Origin of the sequence: Rhizorhabdus histidinilytica, from assembly GCF_900167915.1 — a bacterium.
GTDB classification, from domain to species: Bacteria; Pseudomonadota; Alphaproteobacteria; order Sphingomonadales; family Sphingomonadaceae; genus Rhizorhabdus; species Rhizorhabdus histidinilytica.
In genome coordinates this window covers 1-15,926 of the sequence record NZ_FUYM01000023.1, presented here as the reverse complement: position 1 = coordinate 15,926, position 15,926 = coordinate 1, and the positions used below count along the sequence as shown (strand labels likewise).

The window sequence follows — 15,926 nt, the reverse complement described above, 5'->3', positions numbered from 1 at the left end:
CCCCGATATGTCAGAAGTGAAAGCCTGCGGAAATCGTCCACCAGCGCGGCTTGCCATAGGCGACCTCGCTGCAACCGCAGAGCGTCGACAGGTCGAAGCCCGTGATCTCGTATCGCTTGTCGAACAGGTTGGACACGGCGCCGGTCAGCGAGAAACCCGACGAACTCTCCCATCCGACCTGCGCGCCGAAAATCGTGTGGCCGCCGATCTTGTGCGCCGCGAAATTGCGGATGTTCTGGTAGAAGGATGATGTCGAATAGCCGTCGACCGCCAGGTTGATGCGACCGCCGACGACCTCCACGGGGAGGCGATAGCTGATGCGGCCGTTGGCCTGCCGCTTCGGGGCGAATGTCGGCCGCACGTCCCGGTAGACGCCGGTCGCGACCTGCACGTTCTTGACCTTGGCATGCAGGAGCGAGAGGCCGCCGCTCAGTTCCAGCCCCTCGATCGGCCGCAGGGTGAACTCGGCCTCGCCGCCATAGAGATTGGCATCCCTGTTCTGGACGAAGCCGGAAGCGTTGGAAAAGGTGAAGGCCTGATAATTGGAATAATCGTAGACGAATCCCGACAGATTCACCGTGGCCTTTCCATCCAGCAAGGTCGATTTCACGCCGCCCTCATAAGCGAGCAGCGTTTCGCCCTTATAGGCGAAGTCGTCCGGCGAGAGCGGCGGACTTCCATCCGGCAATTTGGAGTTGTAGTTTCCGCCCTTCGCGCCGCGATTGATCGAGGCGTACAGCAGGATGTCGCGATTGGCATGATATTCGAGCGCGGCCCTGCCCGCCCAGAAACTATCGTTCCGCTTGTTCGCATAGGACGGTTGCAGGGCGGCCTGCGCGACGGCGGTATCCAGCTTGTAATCATTCTGGTTCTGGAACAGGCTCGATTGGAAATCGTAGCGCTGCCATTCGTGAATGACGCGCAGGCCGATCGTGCCGCTCAGCTTCGGCGTGAGCTTATATTCGACCTGCCCGAAACCGGAAAGGGAACGCGTCCAGAGATTCTGGAGGTTGGCGAGATCGGCGCCAGTACCGGAAACGCCCAACGCACCCGCCAGGATACCATTGGGCCGGGCAAGGAAGCCCATCTGGGCGAGCGTGTGTATCTGGAGATAATAGACACCGAGGTTCCAGACGACATTGTCAGCCTTCCCCGTAGCGCGAAGCTCCTGCGAGAAGCTCTCCGTCTGGGCGTTCTGGCCGACGTCGACGAGATTGACGGGCGAACTGTCCACGTCGATCAGCAGGACCTTGGTGATGCGCTTCCAATTGGTGATCGCACTGATCTGGGCGCCCCCGGCGTCGTAATCGACGTGGAGCGCCGCATCGTAAAGCCTCGTGCGGCCACAATCGGAGCAGGCGAAGTCGTGATTGACTTCCAGCTTGCTGCCGGGAAGCGGCGTAAAGCCAAGCGCCGTCGGCCCAGACACCCTGTTCGCACCGACCACGCGTCCCAGACCGTCGAACACGGGCTGGGTCGCAATGGAATTATAGGCGCCGGTGGACAGATCGCTCCGCACGGCGGAAGCAGTCGCCCGCACCTTCAACGCGTCCGTCGCTTGCCATTGCACCTGGGCGCGACCGCCCAGCATATCCTCGCCGCCGACATCCGGTTTCCCCGGATACAGGTTCTTCAGCCAGCCATTGTTGCGATTGTAGAGAAGTGAGACGCGCCCCTGAACCGTGTCGGTGATCGGCCCGCCGATCGCCCCTTCCAGCTTGACGCTGTTGAAGCGACCATAGTTGCCGTTCGCGTAGCCCGTCAGCGTGTCGGATGGCTTGGCTATCACGAAGTTGACGAGCCCGCCCGTTGCATTGCGGCCGAACAACGTGCCCTGCGGCCCCTTGAGGGCCTCGACGCGCTCGACGTCGAAGAGACCGAAGCCCTGGCCCTGCAGGCTGGGAACGTAGGTTTCGTCCACATAGACGGCAACCGGCCCCTCGACGGCATCCGAGCTGTCGTTCTGGGTCACGCCGCGAATGGAGATGCTGGCGGTCTGCCCGCCGTTCGAAGCCGAAGCGAAGACGCCGGGCGTCATTCGCGCGACGTCGATGCTGCTGGAGATCTGGCGGGTGCGCAACTGCTCGCCGCTGAAGGCGCTTACCGCGATACCGACATCCTGCAATCTCTGCACACGGCGCTGCGCGGTGACGACGATGGCGTCTCCCGCATCCTCTTCGAGGGTATCGGCAGCGACCGTCTTATGTCCGTCCTCTTTCGACCCGACGCCCTGGGCATGGGCGGACGCCCCGGCAAGCGACGCCATCGCGACGACCGCCCCTAGCGAGCGGTGCACATAGTTCATTTCCACCTCCCCTTTTACACGCTTGCGCGTTGAGTTTTTTGAATATATATGAATAATATATCTAAACTACAACATAAAAATATATCCTGCAGGCAACCGATACTGGCCGCCTCAGATAGCGAGCATGGATTGGGGCCTGTGGTCTTGAAGGCGACGAGATCGCCCCTGCCGAGAATGTGGGAGAGCTTCACATGAATATTACGATCGTTTTATTTATGATCCTCTCCATTGCCTTTCAGGTCGTTGGAATAGCGCTGGTCCCCACCACCAACGGGTTCGCCAACCCAACCGCCACCCTCTTGTCGTTGGCATCCTTCTGCCTGGGGGTGTTTTTCATGGCCAGGATTTCGCAAGCCGGCGTGAACCTGAGCTTTTTCATCCCGTTGCTCGCGGCCGGAATCCCGATGGCATCGATCGCGGTCGGCATCCTTCTCTATGGAGAGCCTGCCTCGATGGCGAAGATCGGGACGTTGCTGACGGCGTGTACATTGATCGGGGTGGCCAATATCCTTTGAGCGCCGACATCGAGATGATCGCGCGTGAGAAGGTAAATTGACGATTGGAGAAATCGTGAACAATCGACGCCTGCCCGTCATCGTCGGCATTTCCGGAGCGACCGGGAGCATCTATGCCGTTCGCCTTCTCGAGCGGCTCAAGTCTCTCGATGTCGAGACGCATCTGGTGGCTTCGAAGGCCGCGGAGATCACCCTCCGGCACGAAATGGGACTTACCCTCAAGGATCTCCGCCAGCTTGCCGGCACATCCTATCCGATCGGCGATATCGGCGCAGCCATCGCCAGCGGATCGTTTGAAACGGCAGGCATGATCGTCGCGCCCTGCGCCATTAGAACGATGGCCGCCGTCGCGCATGGCCTTTCGGACAACCTCCTGACGCGGGCCGCGGACGTGACCCTGAAGGAACGCCGCCGGCTGATCCTGATGCTGCGCGAAACACCGCTCAGCCTCATCCATATCAATGCGATGAAGGCGATAACCGAGGCTGGCGGCATCATCGCGCCGCCGGTGCCCGCTTTCTACATCAAGCCGACGTCGATCGACGACATCGTCGATCACACCGTGGCGCGCATGATCGATCTCCTGGGCATCGACACGGGCCAGGACGTCAAGCGCTGGAAGGGGCTGCGGGATTCAACGGCATGACCCTTGCCGGTCGCCCGCCCCTGCCCGTCACCTTGCCACGGCAGTGCTGACCAATCCTGCAATTGCCGTCCGATTTTCGATGGTAGGACCGTCGGCAAGGGCGCCGAGATAGCGCTCCAGGTTCGCGGTAGCCGCAAGATGTTTGGGCAGCTGTTGTCCGGTGACGCCATCCTGGAGCAGGAGCCGCCGCAGCGCCATGCGCTCGGCGGCGAGTTCCACGCGCTTGAGACGCTGGTAGAGACCGGAAGCATCCCTCTCGCCGGCCTTGGCAAGCGTGCCGATGGCTCGCCTTGCTTCACGGATCGGCAGGACGACCGACATTCGCCATCCCTTCATCCGCTCGTCGAGCCGGCGCAGGCTGGCGTCGTCCACCGCAAGACCGTCCTCGACGCCAAGCCACAGCAACCATAAGAGCAGGATGACGTCCGCGCCCATCCGGTCCTGCCAGTCGAGGCAGGCCTCCTTGACGCCCGGCCTGGCGTACAGGTCGAGGAAATAGGCCCAGACGGTATCCAGGCGATGCCTTGATGATGTCGACACCGCTGCCATTCGCGAACTTACCTAGATTTCCGCCCTCGCCACGCGGACCTCCTCCTCGACGGTTCTGCGCGCCATCCAGAAATGCAGTCCGGCCCAGACATTCATCAGAAACAATGCGGCAAGGCCATAGCGAATGGAGCTGCCGCCGCCGAGAACATAGCTGATCGCCCCGGCCAGCAGCGGACCGACGCCAAAGCCCAGCAACGTCCCCGCGACATTGACCAGCGAGGCCGCGACGCCGCGCATGCGGGTCTTGGCCAGGCTGAGGATGATGCCCTGCGCCGGGCCGGTATAGCAGGATTTGAGGATGCTGGTGACGATCATGCAGGCAATCGCGGTCTGCAGCGTCGGAGACAAGGCCATGGCGATGCCGAACGGACTCAGCAGGACGGCCATGGACGCGACGAAGGTGAGGACCGGCCGAAGGCCCCGCCGCCCGATATAACCCGTCGCGACCGCACCAAGCAGCGCCCCGACAAAGCCGAAGATGCCGGCGCCGAACGCGATGTAGAGGCCGGCTTCGCGCACTTCCAGGCCGTGGACGCGGATCAGCAGGGAACCGATCCAGGACCAGAAGCTCGACGTCGTCGCGGCGACCAGGGCATAACCGATGAACAGGTGCCGGAAGGCCGGCGAGGACATCAGGAACCGCATGGCCTGCCAGAAGGAAGGAGCCTCCGGGTCCGCCGTTCTGGCGCGGCCGTCCATCCGTCCCCTCTCAGGCTCCCGAACGGTCAGATAGAAGAGCAGCGCGATGAGCAGCCCCGGCGGACCGGCCGCGAAGAAGACGGTCCGCCATCCCCATTCGTCGGCGAACCATCCGCCCAGGGCGAACGACAGGACGAATGCCACCGAGCCGCCGGACATGAAGACGCCAAGCGCCATCGGCCGCCGCCGCGCGGGAAAATAGTCGGAGATCATCGACTGCGCCGCCGGGAACCCCGCTTCGGCGACGCCGACGAGCATGCGCAGCAGGACGAGTTGCAGATAGCTTTGCGCCAGGCCGCACAGCCCGGTCAGCAAGCTCCACAGCGCCAGCATGCTGGCGAGGAATTTGCGGCGGTTGATCCGGTCGATCAACAGTCCGAACGGCAGGCTGGCGAGCGCATAGGGAATCCCGAAGGCGAGGCCCGCCAGGAAGCCGAGTTGCGCGTCCGTCAGCCCGAATTCGTGCCGGATCGGCTCCATCACCACGGAAACCAGGCTGCGATCGACCGAGGCCAGCAGGAATATGACGGTCAGGACGATCAGGACATACCAGTCATAGGGGGCCGGACGTTCGTCGGAGCCCGAGCCTTCTCTTCCTTCGCTGGTGCCGGAAGCTGCGCCGCCTTGCAGCCCCGTCCCGAGAGGTCCCTTCACCGGCTTTGCGAAGGGCCGAACAGGATGCCCCCCCATTTTTCGAGGGCGGCCGCGCGATCTTCCGGGGAAAGCGAGATGACGGTCGGGATCTTGCCGCGCCATTCCCAGGGCCATGTCGCATCGATGATCGCGCGCGAGTTGAACGGGGCCTCCGCATTGCCCTGGGCCACCATCGGGTCGAGCTCGTCGCTCCAGGCGCGCGGGATGATGTTGATGTCGCGCACCGGGTCGCTGCGCGTCGCCATGGCCCACATGACGTCCATCGTGTCGTAGACGTCGATGTCGTCGTCCACCACGACGACATATCGGCCCATATAGGCCGCGCCCTGGCACATGGTGGCGACATGGCCGACCTGCGCCGCATGGCCCGCATAGCGCTGCTTTATCGACACGGCGAGGAAGAAGCGGCTGCCGAATTCATGGAACCAGACGTGCTTGACGTCGGGGATGCCGGCCTTGCGGATTTCCTCCCGCACCCGTGCCGCGCGCACCGTGCCCAGCGCGGTCCCGACCCCCGTCGGCGGCTTGGTCGGCGGCGTGCCGACCATGATCGGGGCATTGCGATGATAGATGCGCCGGATGGTCGTGACATATTCGGTGCGCTCGCCGCTGGCATAATAGCCGGGCCATTCCCCGAACGGCCCTTCGGGCAATTTTTCGGTCGGTGAGATCTCGCCTTCGAGGACCAGTTCCGACCGCGCCGGTATGGGCAGACCACTCAATTCGCACGGCAGGACGTCTATGGCCTGGTTCTTCAGGCCGCCGACATAATCATATTCGGACTGGCCATAGGGCAAGGGGGTCGAGCCGCCCATGAAGATCGCCGGGTCATGGCCGAGCGATATCGCGACCGGCATGGGTTTGCCCTGTTCGAACAGCTTGTCGCGGGCGATCGCCAGATGCTTGCCCGGCGCGGCGTAGATCGTGACCTGGTTCCTTCCCGCGACCATGACGCGGTAGGTCCCGAGATTGATCCAGTTGTCGTCGGGATCGCGCGTTATGACGACGCATCCGGTGCCGATATATCGGCCGCCGTCGCCGCGATGCCAGATCGGGGCCGGAAAGCTCGACAGGTCGACGTCGCCGTCCCTGATCACATTTTCCATCACCGGCCCGTGCGTTACTTCGCGCGGCGGAATGGGGGTGATGGTCCGGGTCTTTTCGAGCCACAGGTCGCAATAATCGGCCTTGGACAACCCGGTCGGGAAACCCACCGTCAACGCGACGCGGTCGAGCGAGCTTATCGGGTTCACGAGAATCCGGCGTCCGGCATCGAAGCCTGGAATATCGCTGAAGAGCACCGCCGGCCCCGTCATCGATCGCTCGGATATCTCGGTTATCGGGCCGATGTCGTCGTCCAGATGGGCGCCCTTGATATGCCTGAGGTCGCCCATGGCCTCGACCTGCGTCAGCCAGTCGCGAAGATCATCATAAGCCACGCCTGCGCTCCTTTTATCGAGAGGGGCCTTCGACCACAGCCGATACGGCCGGGCCGAAGGCCACGAATTTGACGATCAACGCGCGTCGATCGACCTGGCTGACGGCAACCGCATCGTCACGATCACGCGCGATGCGGCCCCTGCTCAATATTGGAATTTCAGATCGATGCCGATGACGCGCCCCTTTTCCAACGGCGCAAGCGTGGCTCCGGGAAGCCCGCGGATCGGCGTCACACCACCGAACTGCACCTTGTTCAGAAGGTTCTTGCCGTAGAGCGACGCCGTCCAGCGCTTATCCTCGGACTGCACGGAAATGCTGCCGTTGACCATGTGCATGATGTTCAGCGCGCCCGTGTTGCTGTCATTGTAGAACGACCGGTCGCGATACGAATAATCCGCCGCCAGCGTGACGTCGCCGAGGTCGCCCACCGGGTGGGTGTAGCTGAACCCTGCACTGACCGTCCAAGGCGAAAGACGGGGAAGCTCGAGGGCAAGATCCCTGGCGTCGATGATGCCGTCTCCCGTCAGGTCGAAGAACATCTTGTCATATTCGCCATGGGTGTAGCCGACGGAGGCATTCAGCGACAGTTCCGGCGTCGGGTTGAAGCGCAGTTCCGATTCCACACCCCAGATCGTCGCATCGGCGGTATTGCGGATGAACGCCGCGGTGCTGCCGTTGACGCCATTCGCAATGATGACGCTCCGCTGCAGCCCCTTGACCTTCTGATAATAGATCGCGTTGTTGAAGGTCACGCGCTTGTCGAACAGCTGGAGCTTGTTGCCCATTTCGAAGTTGTTGACGTTTTCCGGCTCGAACGGGCCGGGCGCGACCGACTGGAAGCTATTGCGGACATTATAGCCGCCGCTCCGCACGCCCTTCGTCCAGAAGGCATAGAGAAGATTGCTCGGCGCGATCGTCCATTCGAACCCGACCTTGGGGATCCAGCTCGACCAGCTCTTCGAGTCACGGAAATCGAACACGCACTGGCGCGCGACGATATCGCAGGCGCCCGCCGGGATGATGTCGACCGAGGTCACGCCGGTGCCGATGGCCGTCGGCGTATCCTGGCTCGCGATCCGCACCTTCTTCTTCTCGCGCGAGTAGCGAAGGCCGGTGTTGAGGGTCAGGCCGTCGAAGACATGGAAGTCGGCCGACGAGAACCAGGCCCAGCTATGCGAATCCTGGATGCCGCCCGAATAGACGGCCGTCGGCGCGTTGTTGGCCCGGCGCGCATCCTGATAGTCGAGGTTTTGCTTGAAGTAGAAGAGGCCGGTCGTCACGTCGACGATATCGGCAAAGCTGCCCGCATAGCGCAGCTCGTTGCTGAACTGCTCCTGCTTGGTGAAGGTGTAGGAGTCGGAGAGCGGCTGGGGCGAGGCGTCGGTATCGACGCGCGCGGCCTGTTCGAACTGCCGCCAGCCGAACACGTTGGTGATGCGCCCGGAGCCGAAGCCGACGTCGAGGTTCATCTCCGCGGTGCCCTGATTCCAGTTGGACCGGCTGTAGGCGGGCGTATCGTTGGAGAATTTGAAGCTGTGGCGGCTGTAGAGCGCGAAGTTCTGCGCGGCCGCGCCGTCGCCCTTCTGGTCGCCATGTTCGAAGCGCAGCAGCAGGTCGAGGCCTTCGACCGGTTCGAACTCGACGGCAGGCCGGATGATGAAGGTCCGCGACCCGCCATATTTCTGGTTGTTGAAGGAGTTCGTGAACCAGCCACCATCGTCATTATAATAGACGGCCAGCTTGCCGAGCAGCTTGTCGCCGGCGATCGGACCGGAAACGGACCCAGCAACCGTCATGTTCGATCCGGTCTCGATGCCCGCGCGCAACGACATCGAAAAGTCACGCGTCGGCCGCTTGGTGCTGACGAGGACCGCGCCGCCCGTCACGTTGCGACCGAACAGCAGCCCCTGCGGGCCGCGAAGGATTTCGATCTTCTCGAGGTCGAACGTGTCGAACAGGATGCCGGCGTTGATCCCCTGATAGACACCGTCGACGAAGACTCCGACCGACGGCTCCAGCGACGGGATCGAGCTGTTCACCCCCAATCCGCGGATCGAGAAATTCGCCGTCCCCTTGAAAGTCCCGCCCGAGTCGAAGCTGACATTGGGAATGCTGTTGCCGATGCCGGCAAGGTCGCGGATCTGCTTGGACTCGATCTGAGCCGCACCGAGCGCCGAAATGGCGAGAGCCGTTTTCTGCAGCGTCTGCCCATCGGCCCTTTTCGTCGCCGTCACGATGATGTCGTCGGTCCCGTCATTGTCGGCGTTCGCCTCTTGCGCGAACGCAGCGCCCGACTGCAGGCAGGCTGCAACGGCCAGCAGCGAAATAGTCCAGGCGGACAGCTTCATCGGATTTCCCCCATTTTCGGATTTTGCCTTCCCCGAATCCATTCTCGTTACTCCCCTTTGAAAGTGGCGTCAGGCGCTACGGCCTTTGGTCCCAGGCACGTCCGTGGTGCGATCGACCGTTTTTCATATACCATAAATATATTTCTCATACATTGTCAGTTTGTCAAGCGGCATGAAGCAAGGACTCAGGCGGCCCAAGAAATTCGAAGAGCAGAGATGGCCTGGGCAACTACGTTCACCCCGCCAGCGCGATGGGAAGCGGTCAAAGAATGACCTCCCCGGCGGCCGTGGATCGCAGGACCGCGTCGTGGAATCCTGCTAGGCCGGTTCGCTACATCGGCCGGGCTGCCCAGCCGATGAAGCTCCGGTTCTCATTCCACCTGGATTGAAGCTGGAAAGCGACGGACGGTCCGGCCCATCGTCCATCGGCTAGGCCGCGACGCTAAGCCGGTCGAGGATTTCGTCGGTCATGCACAGGTCGGTGCCGAAGATACCGAAGAGATTGTCCACGGCACCGTTGTGATAGGCGTCGTTCAACGTCGCATTGGCATCCCCGACGAAAATCGTCTTGAAGTTCAACTGCATGCCGTCCCGAATGGTCGACTCCACGCAGCAACTGGACGTGCAGCCGGTGACGACCAGCGTGTCGATACCGGCCGACCGCAGGTAGGATTCGAGATCGCAGGTGCCAGGCGTGAACGAGCTGAAGCGCTTCTTGTTGAGCAGGACGTCGTCGGCCATGACGTCCAACTCGGCGACGAGCGCATGTTGCTCGGCCCCATCGGAAAAGGCAGCCTCCATCCGCGCCTCGCGGCCCTCCGCCAACCGGCGATAATAGACCGTCCATGTCGGATCATAGGTGAAGCGCACGAATATGTTCGTGCCGCCCGCGCGACGAACGGCGGCCGAGATGCGGTTGATGTTGGGGATGATCGCGGGATTGCCGGTGACCGGGATGATTCCCCCTGGCATGAAACCGTACTGCATATCGATTACGACATGCGCGAAGCGGCCCGGCACCAGTGCGAGAGGCTCCTTGGGCCCATAAGCATAAAAGCGGGTCTCGGTGGCGAATTCCGAAATTTTCGTGGAATGCATGACGCTCTGCTCCTCGGTGAAACTGGTGGGACCTGGCGAAGCGGGGCCATTCACGGCCTGACCGGGCCGCGCCCGATCAGGCCGTGAATCGCGGCGCGCTCAGTAACGAAGGGTGACCTCGACACCATAGGTCGCCGGTCGTCCGAAAACCTGGAAGATGCCGGTGGATTCGGACGTCACCTGTTGCCGGTATTTCTTGTCGGTGACGTTCTTGCCGTACAAGGCCGCCGTCCAGCGATCGGACGGATCAGTCCAGGCCGCCCGCAGATTGAGCAGCCCGTAGCCGGACTGTTCGGTGTCACCGAACGGATCGAAGTAGATTTTCGTCTGATAGGCGTAGGTGCCGGAGAGATCCACCTGCCCGTCGAGGAAGGGCTGGCGATAGTTCAGACCGACGCTGCCCGAGAATTCAGGGGTGCGGGTCGTGACGTTGCCGGATGCGTCGGCGTTGAGATCGGTCGTGATACCCGAAACGGGCGAGAAGATGTACCGCTCGGCATTGGTGAAGGAACGATATCGACCGCGCGTGTAGGACATGCCGGCGTTGATCTGGAAATTCCGGGTGAGGTCATAGCTGGCATGCGCCTCAGCGCCATATACCCGCGTCTTCGCGACGTTCACGACGTTGGCGAGATTGCCCACATATTCTACGATCTGCTGGTCTTTATACTCATAGTCGAACGCAGCCGCTTCAAAACGAAAGCCTGGGCGCGACAGCTTGTAGCCGATCTCATAGGCCCAGATCTTTTCCGGCCGCACCGGGTTGGGATCGCCGGTCGACGTATTGAACAAGCCGCCCTTCGATCCCTTGCTGACCGAAATATAGGCGTTCGAGTTGGCGTCGAACTGATAGCGTATGATGGCGCGGCCATCGAGGCTGCGGAAGGTGTGGCGAACCGAACCGGCGTTGAAAGCCGGCGCGAAGGCCGTGGTCCCGGTCACCTTGTCGATTCCATAGCGTCCGCCCGCGGTTAGGAAAATGGTATCCGTCAGCTGCAGGGTGCCGTCGAGGAAGGCGGCATAGGCATCGATCTTCTGCCTCGTCCGTGAAATCGGGATGGCGGGCGCGCCCGTGAAGATCAGCGAGAAATTCTGGCCCTGGTTCTGGTGCATGTAGAACAGGCCGCCGATCCATTCGAACCGCGAGCTTTTGCCGCCTAGGTCGAATTCCTGGGTGAATATCTTGTTCTTCTCGGGAAAGCTCAGCGAGCCGAATGGAGCCGGCGTAGCATCCAGGTCGAAGCTGAGAGCCCCCACCTTCACATGCTGGTAGCCCGTGTGGGAGTTCAGGTTCACTCCGCCAATCTTGAACTTCCCCGTCAGGAATCCCGACGTGATGTCGTTCTTGAACTGCGCGGGATCGTTGTTGGATACCTCGCCGCGAGCGCTCGTGACGGCTACGCCCGGGAAGAATATCGGCCCGTTCGTCTTTCCCTGATAGGGATTCCACAGGAAGCCATTGGGATCGCTGAGTTCGGAGTGGCTGACCTCGAGCGTCACCGACGCGTCGGAGCTCGGCTTGTAGAGCAGCTTCGCGCGCACGCCGCCGCCGGAGGAATCCCCTACCCTTTTCCCGCTGACGATATTGTGGATGAAGCCGTCGCTGCGATCGAGATGGCCCGAGACGCTCGCCGCGAGCTGCTCGCTGATGGGACCGGTGACGAAGAGATAGCCATGGGCTTCATCATAATTGCCGTAGCTGGCCTTCATCTCCACGGCCGGCGTGAAGGAGGGAGCCCGGGTCGTGATGACCATCGCGCCACCGGTCGAATTACGGCCGAACAGCGTCCCTTGCGGGCCCTTCAATATCTGCACCGACTCCGCGTCGGAAATGGAGATGTCGTTTCCGAGCGGATCGGGACGGTAGAATCCGTCGACATAGGTGGCGATATTGGCGGCAAAGCCAGGCCCGACGACAACGCTCGAAACGCCGCGAATGCTCGGCTGGGTATAGGGGCCCGATCCATCGATCCTCAGTCCGGGAACGACTTGCCCCAGCTCGGAAACGCTGGAAACGCCGGCATTCTCCAGTTGCTTCGATGACTGCACGACCATCGAAATCGGGACGTTGACCGCCTTTTCGGACCGCCTTTGCGCCGTCACCACGATTTCCTGCGCCGCCGCTGGAGCCGACAGCTCCTCAGATGAGGTCGCACCGTCCTGCGCATATGCCGAAGCGGGGATTAGTGCCGCGCCGAGACAAGCCCAGACCGCAATGGAGTGGTTGAACCGGACCTCGTGTTTACCGAATTCACAGCCCTCGTTGCGCAGGAGCTTCCCCGCTTTGGCGCGTCTGTTCGTAGGATGATCGAGTGACTTTATCATTTTACTCCCCTCCTTCGGCTCAGGCCTCGTTTCCCTGAGTTCCTTCTTGAGCCTCGCCATCCGTTCGGGACGTGCGTGCTGATCGCGAGATGTCGCGATAATACACTATTGATGTATATTAAATATATTAGATTCGCATCGATATTCGTTGTCAAGTCGATTTGACGCGTCGGTCGGGACTGGTGGTGACGACAAAAGGCGCGGCGCAGCGGCCGCGCCCATGGCGTCGGAAGGCCCAATTTCCATGGGGAAGGGCTCGGCAGGCAACGAAGGGGTTTTACGCCGGAACCAGGGGTCCGCTGTTCACCTTCCCCTGGCGCAAGCGCCTCGCGCTCGAACGCGCGCGAGGACGATCACCCGCTCTAGTGGGCGGCCTCGGTGACGAAGGACATGACCTCCTCCAACGAACTGCGCATGCCGTTGAGCAGGGCACTATGCTCCATGGTGAGCACGATCACCCCCGCATCATTCTCGACCGCGAACTGCTTTTCCGCCAGGCTCCACGCCGGAATGATCCAGGGCTTTCCAGCCTTGGCTGCGGAAGCGGCCACAACCCCGAAATCCGCGAAGTCGCCCTCGGTCCGCTGGTAGGCACCCCGGCCCCTCCGCAGCGAAAGATCGGACGGCCCCAGGAAGACGCCGTCGACGGTCGGCAATGCCAGGATATCCTCGATTTCCTCGAATGCCCCGGCGTCCTCGATCATCGGGTAGCATTTCGTCGAACTGTCCTGCCGCTCGACCCAGGGTTGATCGAAACCGCCATAGGAACTCGTCCGCCCGCCCGCGAAGCTGCGGTCGCCGAGTGGCGGGAACTTCGCGAAGGCCGCCACCGCCCGCGCATGCTCGACGCCCTTGATGTGCGGAATGATGACGGCATCAGCGCCGAAATCGAGCGCCTGCTGGATGGGGACCTGGTCCGGCCCCAGCACCTTGGCCAGGACTTCGAGACCGATGGCCTTGAGGAAGGGGATGAAGCTCTCGAGCGCCGCGAGGTCGAATGCGCCATGCTCGATATCGAGCACGGCCGCCTTGTAGCCCAGGTCGCGGGCGATCTCCGCCGCGGCAGTGTTGGGTGTCGAAAGCCAGATTGCGCAACGCGGTGCCATTACACCATCTCCATCAGGCCGCGGTGCCCCCAGGCATGGTCGCCGCGCAGTTCATAATGTTCGGTCGTCCAGTTCGCCGGGTCGATCGTCCTGGGACTCCAGCCGAATTCCATGTGCCAGAGCGAAGGCGTCTTGAAGTAGAAGGAATAGGTATGATCGTTGTGGTGCCGGCCGGGCGTGGTCGTGATGATGTCGCGATCGCTGCACAGGTCGAAGCTGCGCCCGACATCGTCGATGCTCAGCGTCTCGAACATGATGTGCTGGATACGGCGCGGCGCGCCGGGGATGTTCATGAACGCCAGCGAGTGATGGCGTTCGTTGCAGTGCATGAAGACGGCCAGCGGCCCGACGCCAGGGATCATGGCGAAATCGGAAATGCCGAAGCCCAGCAGCTTGACGTAGAAATCGGCAGCCGCCCGTAGGTCGGCCGCATAGAGCACCACATGCCCCAGGCCCTGATCGCCGGTCCGGAAGCCGGCGAGGTCGCGCGTCGGACGAAAGCGGGGCGTGAAATTGATCTCCGGGCTGACGACCAGTTCCATCCGCACGCCGGAATGCGGGCAGGTGAAATGGAGCATGTCGAGAACCCGCCTGTCGGCGACTTCCTCCGGCGTTCCGCGGGCAACCGCCACGCCGGCCGCATCCAGGGTCGCCGCCGCGGCATCGAGGGCGGCGCTGTTGGCGACCTGCCATCCGACATAGCCGACATCATCCCGATTTCCCGACCGGACGGCGATCCGATGATGGTTCTCGTCCGCGCGCAGATAGAGCAGCCGATCGTTGCTGTCGCTGCCCACCTCGAATCCCAGAATGTCCGTCGCATAGGACCTCCATGCGGACAGGTCCGTCGACTCGGCGGCTACGTAGGCCAGCCTCTTAACAACGCCCATTGGCACCTCCTGACATCGGCTTGTGCTCGACGGATGCCATGAGGACAGCCGGCCCGCAACCAAAATATATTATTTGTATGGATTGACGATCATAATAATATATGGAGAATATTTTTATCTAACCAGACGAGAGATAACGATGGATCAGATCGAATTTCCGGCGCGCCCGAGGGAGCGGTGCAGCGGCGGTTTGGGGCCTTGCTCGGCGGTGGCGCTCTGATGGCCGGCGCAGATCCCTGGTCGCCCTTCCAGCTCCGTTGCGGCAGGATATTGCGCAATCGCTTCCTGCTGGCGCCGATGACCACCGACTCCTCGCACGAGGACGGGATCGTCAGCAGCGACGAGCTAAGATATATCGAGCGACGCTGCTCGACCGAGTTCGCCGCCGGAATCACCGCCTGTGCCTATGTCGACGACAATGGCCGGGCCTGGCGCGGGATCGGGGCAAATCGGGACGAGCATCATGACAGCCTGCGCCGCCTGGCGGAGGCCGTTCGCGCCGGCGGCGGCCACGCCATCCTGCAGCTCTACGACAGCGGGAGGCTCGCGCGACCGGACCTCGTGGCTCCCGCAGACATGCGCGCGCCGTCATCCATCGCATCATTGCGGCCGGGCGCGCACGTGCCCCGCGCGATGGAAGGCGACGAGGTCGTCGAGATCATCCACGCCTTCGTCGGTGCGGCCCGCCGGGGGATCGACGCCGGCTTCGACGGTATCGAGCTCCACGGCGGGAATCACTATCTTCTCCATCAGTTCTTCTCACCTCGGGCCAATGCCCGCGAGGACGAATGGGGCGGCTTGCAGGAGAAGCGGATGAGCTTCGGCCTCCGCCTGGCGACCGCCGTCCGCAAGGCGATCGGTTCGAGCGCGCTGCTGGGATATCGGGTCAATCCCTTCGAGGCGGAACCCGGCGGCTATACGCTATCCGACGCGGCGGCGTTCGTTTCACGGCTGTGCGAAGTCGGCCTCGATTACATCCACATCTCGATGGACGACTTCCGTAAACGCTCGCCGCAGCGGGAGGATCGCGACTGGACGGCTCCGGAAGGACAGGTCGGCGCCGAGAATCCGATCGAGGTGCTCTCGCGAGCGGTGCGAGGGCGCGCCGCGGTCATCGCCAGCGGCGGGATCCGGACGGCGGCAGATGCCACCGAAGCCCTTGCGATGGGGGCCGACCTCCTCGCCATCGGCCGGGCGGCGCTCATCGATCCGGAATGGATAACCAAATTGAAGCGGCAGGACGAGGCGGCGATCCGCACGGCGCTACCCGCAACGGCCGAGCGGATCATCACGGAGCTCACCATGCCGGCGCGGATGGTGGATTACATCCTCAGCAGACCGAACTGGCTGC

Annotated in this window: 12 protein-coding genes; 3 read left to right on the top strand and 9 right to left on the bottom strand. The window is 62.4% G+C overall.

Annotated features, from left to right (window positions below; all coding sequences use genetic code 11):
* Window positions 1-10 precede the first annotated feature (10 nt).
* A complete protein-coding gene (locus B5X82_RS24915) occupies window positions 11-2,305 on the bottom strand; it encodes a TonB-dependent receptor (protein ID WP_079651072.1) in 2,295 nt (764 codons plus the stop codon).
* Between the two features lie 191 nt (window positions 2,306-2,496).
* On the opposite strand from B5X82_RS24915, the gene B5X82_RS24910 reads away from it, so the two are divergent.
* Both B5X82_RS24910 and B5X82_RS24905 read left to right on the top strand, forming a co-directional pair.
* Complete coding sequence (locus tag B5X82_RS24910) at window positions 2,497-2,820, top strand: hypothetical protein (RefSeq protein WP_079651071.1); 324 nt, start codon at window positions 2,497-2,499, stop codon at window positions 2,818-2,820.
* Between the two features lie 55 nt (window positions 2,821-2,875).
* Window positions 2,876-3,466, top strand: a complete 591-nt coding sequence (locus tag B5X82_RS24905) for a UbiX family flavin prenyltransferase (RefSeq protein ID WP_079651070.1) — start codon at window positions 2,876-2,878, stop codon at window positions 3,464-3,466.
* Between the two features lie 27 nt (window positions 3,467-3,493).
* Here the strand turns inward: B5X82_RS24905 and B5X82_RS24900 are convergent, their stop codons facing one another.
* The 8 genes from B5X82_RS24900 to B5X82_RS24865 form a co-directional block, all read right to left on the bottom strand.
* Window positions 3,494-4,015 (bottom strand): TIGR02444 family protein, encoded by a 522-nt coding sequence (locus tag B5X82_RS24900; RefSeq protein ID WP_079651069.1) that lies wholly within the window; start codon window positions 4,013-4,015, stop codon window positions 3,494-3,496.
* 12 nt (window positions 4,016-4,027) lie between these two features.
* Window positions 4,028-5,368, bottom strand: coding sequence for a spinster family MFS transporter (locus B5X82_RS24895; protein ID WP_223811282.1), 1,341 nt, complete (start codon window positions 5,366-5,368; stop codon window positions 4,028-4,030).
* Window positions 5,365-6,807, bottom strand: a complete 1,443-nt coding sequence (locus B5X82_RS24890; RefSeq protein WP_079651068.1) for a UbiD family decarboxylase — start codon at window positions 6,805-6,807, stop codon at window positions 5,365-5,367. Before B5X82_RS24890 ends, B5X82_RS24895 begins: the two co-directional genes overlap by 4 nt.
* A 144-nt stretch (window positions 6,808-6,951) precedes the next feature.
* On the bottom strand, window positions 6,952-9,156 hold the full coding sequence (locus tag B5X82_RS24885; RefSeq protein WP_223811281.1) for a TonB-dependent receptor: 2,205 nt from the start codon (window positions 9,154-9,156) through the stop codon (window positions 6,952-6,954).
* Window positions 9,157-9,585: 429 nt separating this feature from the next.
* Window positions 9,586-10,254, bottom strand: a complete 669-nt coding sequence (locus tag B5X82_RS24880) for a cysteine hydrolase family protein (protein WP_079651066.1) — start codon at window positions 10,252-10,254, stop codon at window positions 9,586-9,588.
* 99 nt (window positions 10,255-10,353) lie between these two features.
* On the bottom strand, window positions 10,354-12,579 hold the full coding sequence (locus B5X82_RS24875) for a TonB-dependent receptor (protein ID WP_176152703.1): 2,226 nt from the start codon (window positions 12,577-12,579) through the stop codon (window positions 10,354-10,356).
* 362 nt (window positions 12,580-12,941) lie between these two features.
* Window positions 12,942-13,685, bottom strand: a complete 744-nt coding sequence (locus B5X82_RS24870; RefSeq protein WP_079651064.1) for an HpcH/HpaI aldolase family protein — start codon at window positions 13,683-13,685, stop codon at window positions 12,942-12,944.
* A complete protein-coding gene (locus tag B5X82_RS24865; protein ID WP_079651063.1) occupies window positions 13,685-14,575 on the bottom strand; it encodes a VOC family protein in 891 nt (296 codons plus the stop codon). The genes B5X82_RS24870 and B5X82_RS24865 overlap by 1 nt, the downstream gene beginning before the upstream one ends.
* A gap of 219 nt (window positions 14,576-14,794) precedes the next feature.
* Here B5X82_RS24865 and B5X82_RS24860 point away from each other — a divergent pair.
* A partial coding sequence (locus B5X82_RS24860; protein WP_079651084.1) for an oxidoreductase occupies window positions 14,795-15,926 on the top strand: 1,132 nt, incomplete at its 3' end.

Bases quoted from the DNA above. Each gene is read 5' to 3' on its own strand.
- B5X82_RS24915 (WP_079651072.1), bottom strand. From the start codon at position 2,305: ATGAACTATGTGCACCGCTCGCTAGGGGCGGTCGTCGCGATGGCGTCG.
- B5X82_RS24910 (WP_079651071.1), top strand. From the start codon at position 2,497: ATGAATATTACGATCGTTTTATTTATGATCCTCTCCATTGCCTTTCAG.
- B5X82_RS24900 (WP_079651069.1), bottom strand. From the start codon at position 4,015: ATGGCAGCGGTGTCGACATCATCAAGGCATCGCCTGGATACCGTCTGG.
- B5X82_RS24885 (WP_223811281.1), bottom strand. From the start codon at position 9,156: ATGAAGCTGTCCGCCTGGACTATTTCGCTGCTGGCCGTTGCAGCCTGC.
- B5X82_RS24880 (WP_079651066.1), bottom strand. From the start codon at position 10,254: ATGCATTCCACGAAAATTTCGGAATTCGCCACCGAGACCCGCTTTTAT.
- B5X82_RS24875 (WP_176152703.1), bottom strand. From the start codon at position 12,579: ATGATAAAGTCACTCGATCATCCTACGAACAGACGCGCCAAAGCGGGG.
- B5X82_RS24870 (WP_079651064.1), bottom strand. From the start codon at position 13,685: ATGGCACCGCGTTGCGCAATCTGGCTTTCGACACCCAACACTGCCGCG.
- B5X82_RS24865 (WP_079651063.1), bottom strand. From the start codon at position 14,575: ATGGGCGTTGTTAAGAGGCTGGCCTACGTAGCCGCCGAGTCGACGGAC.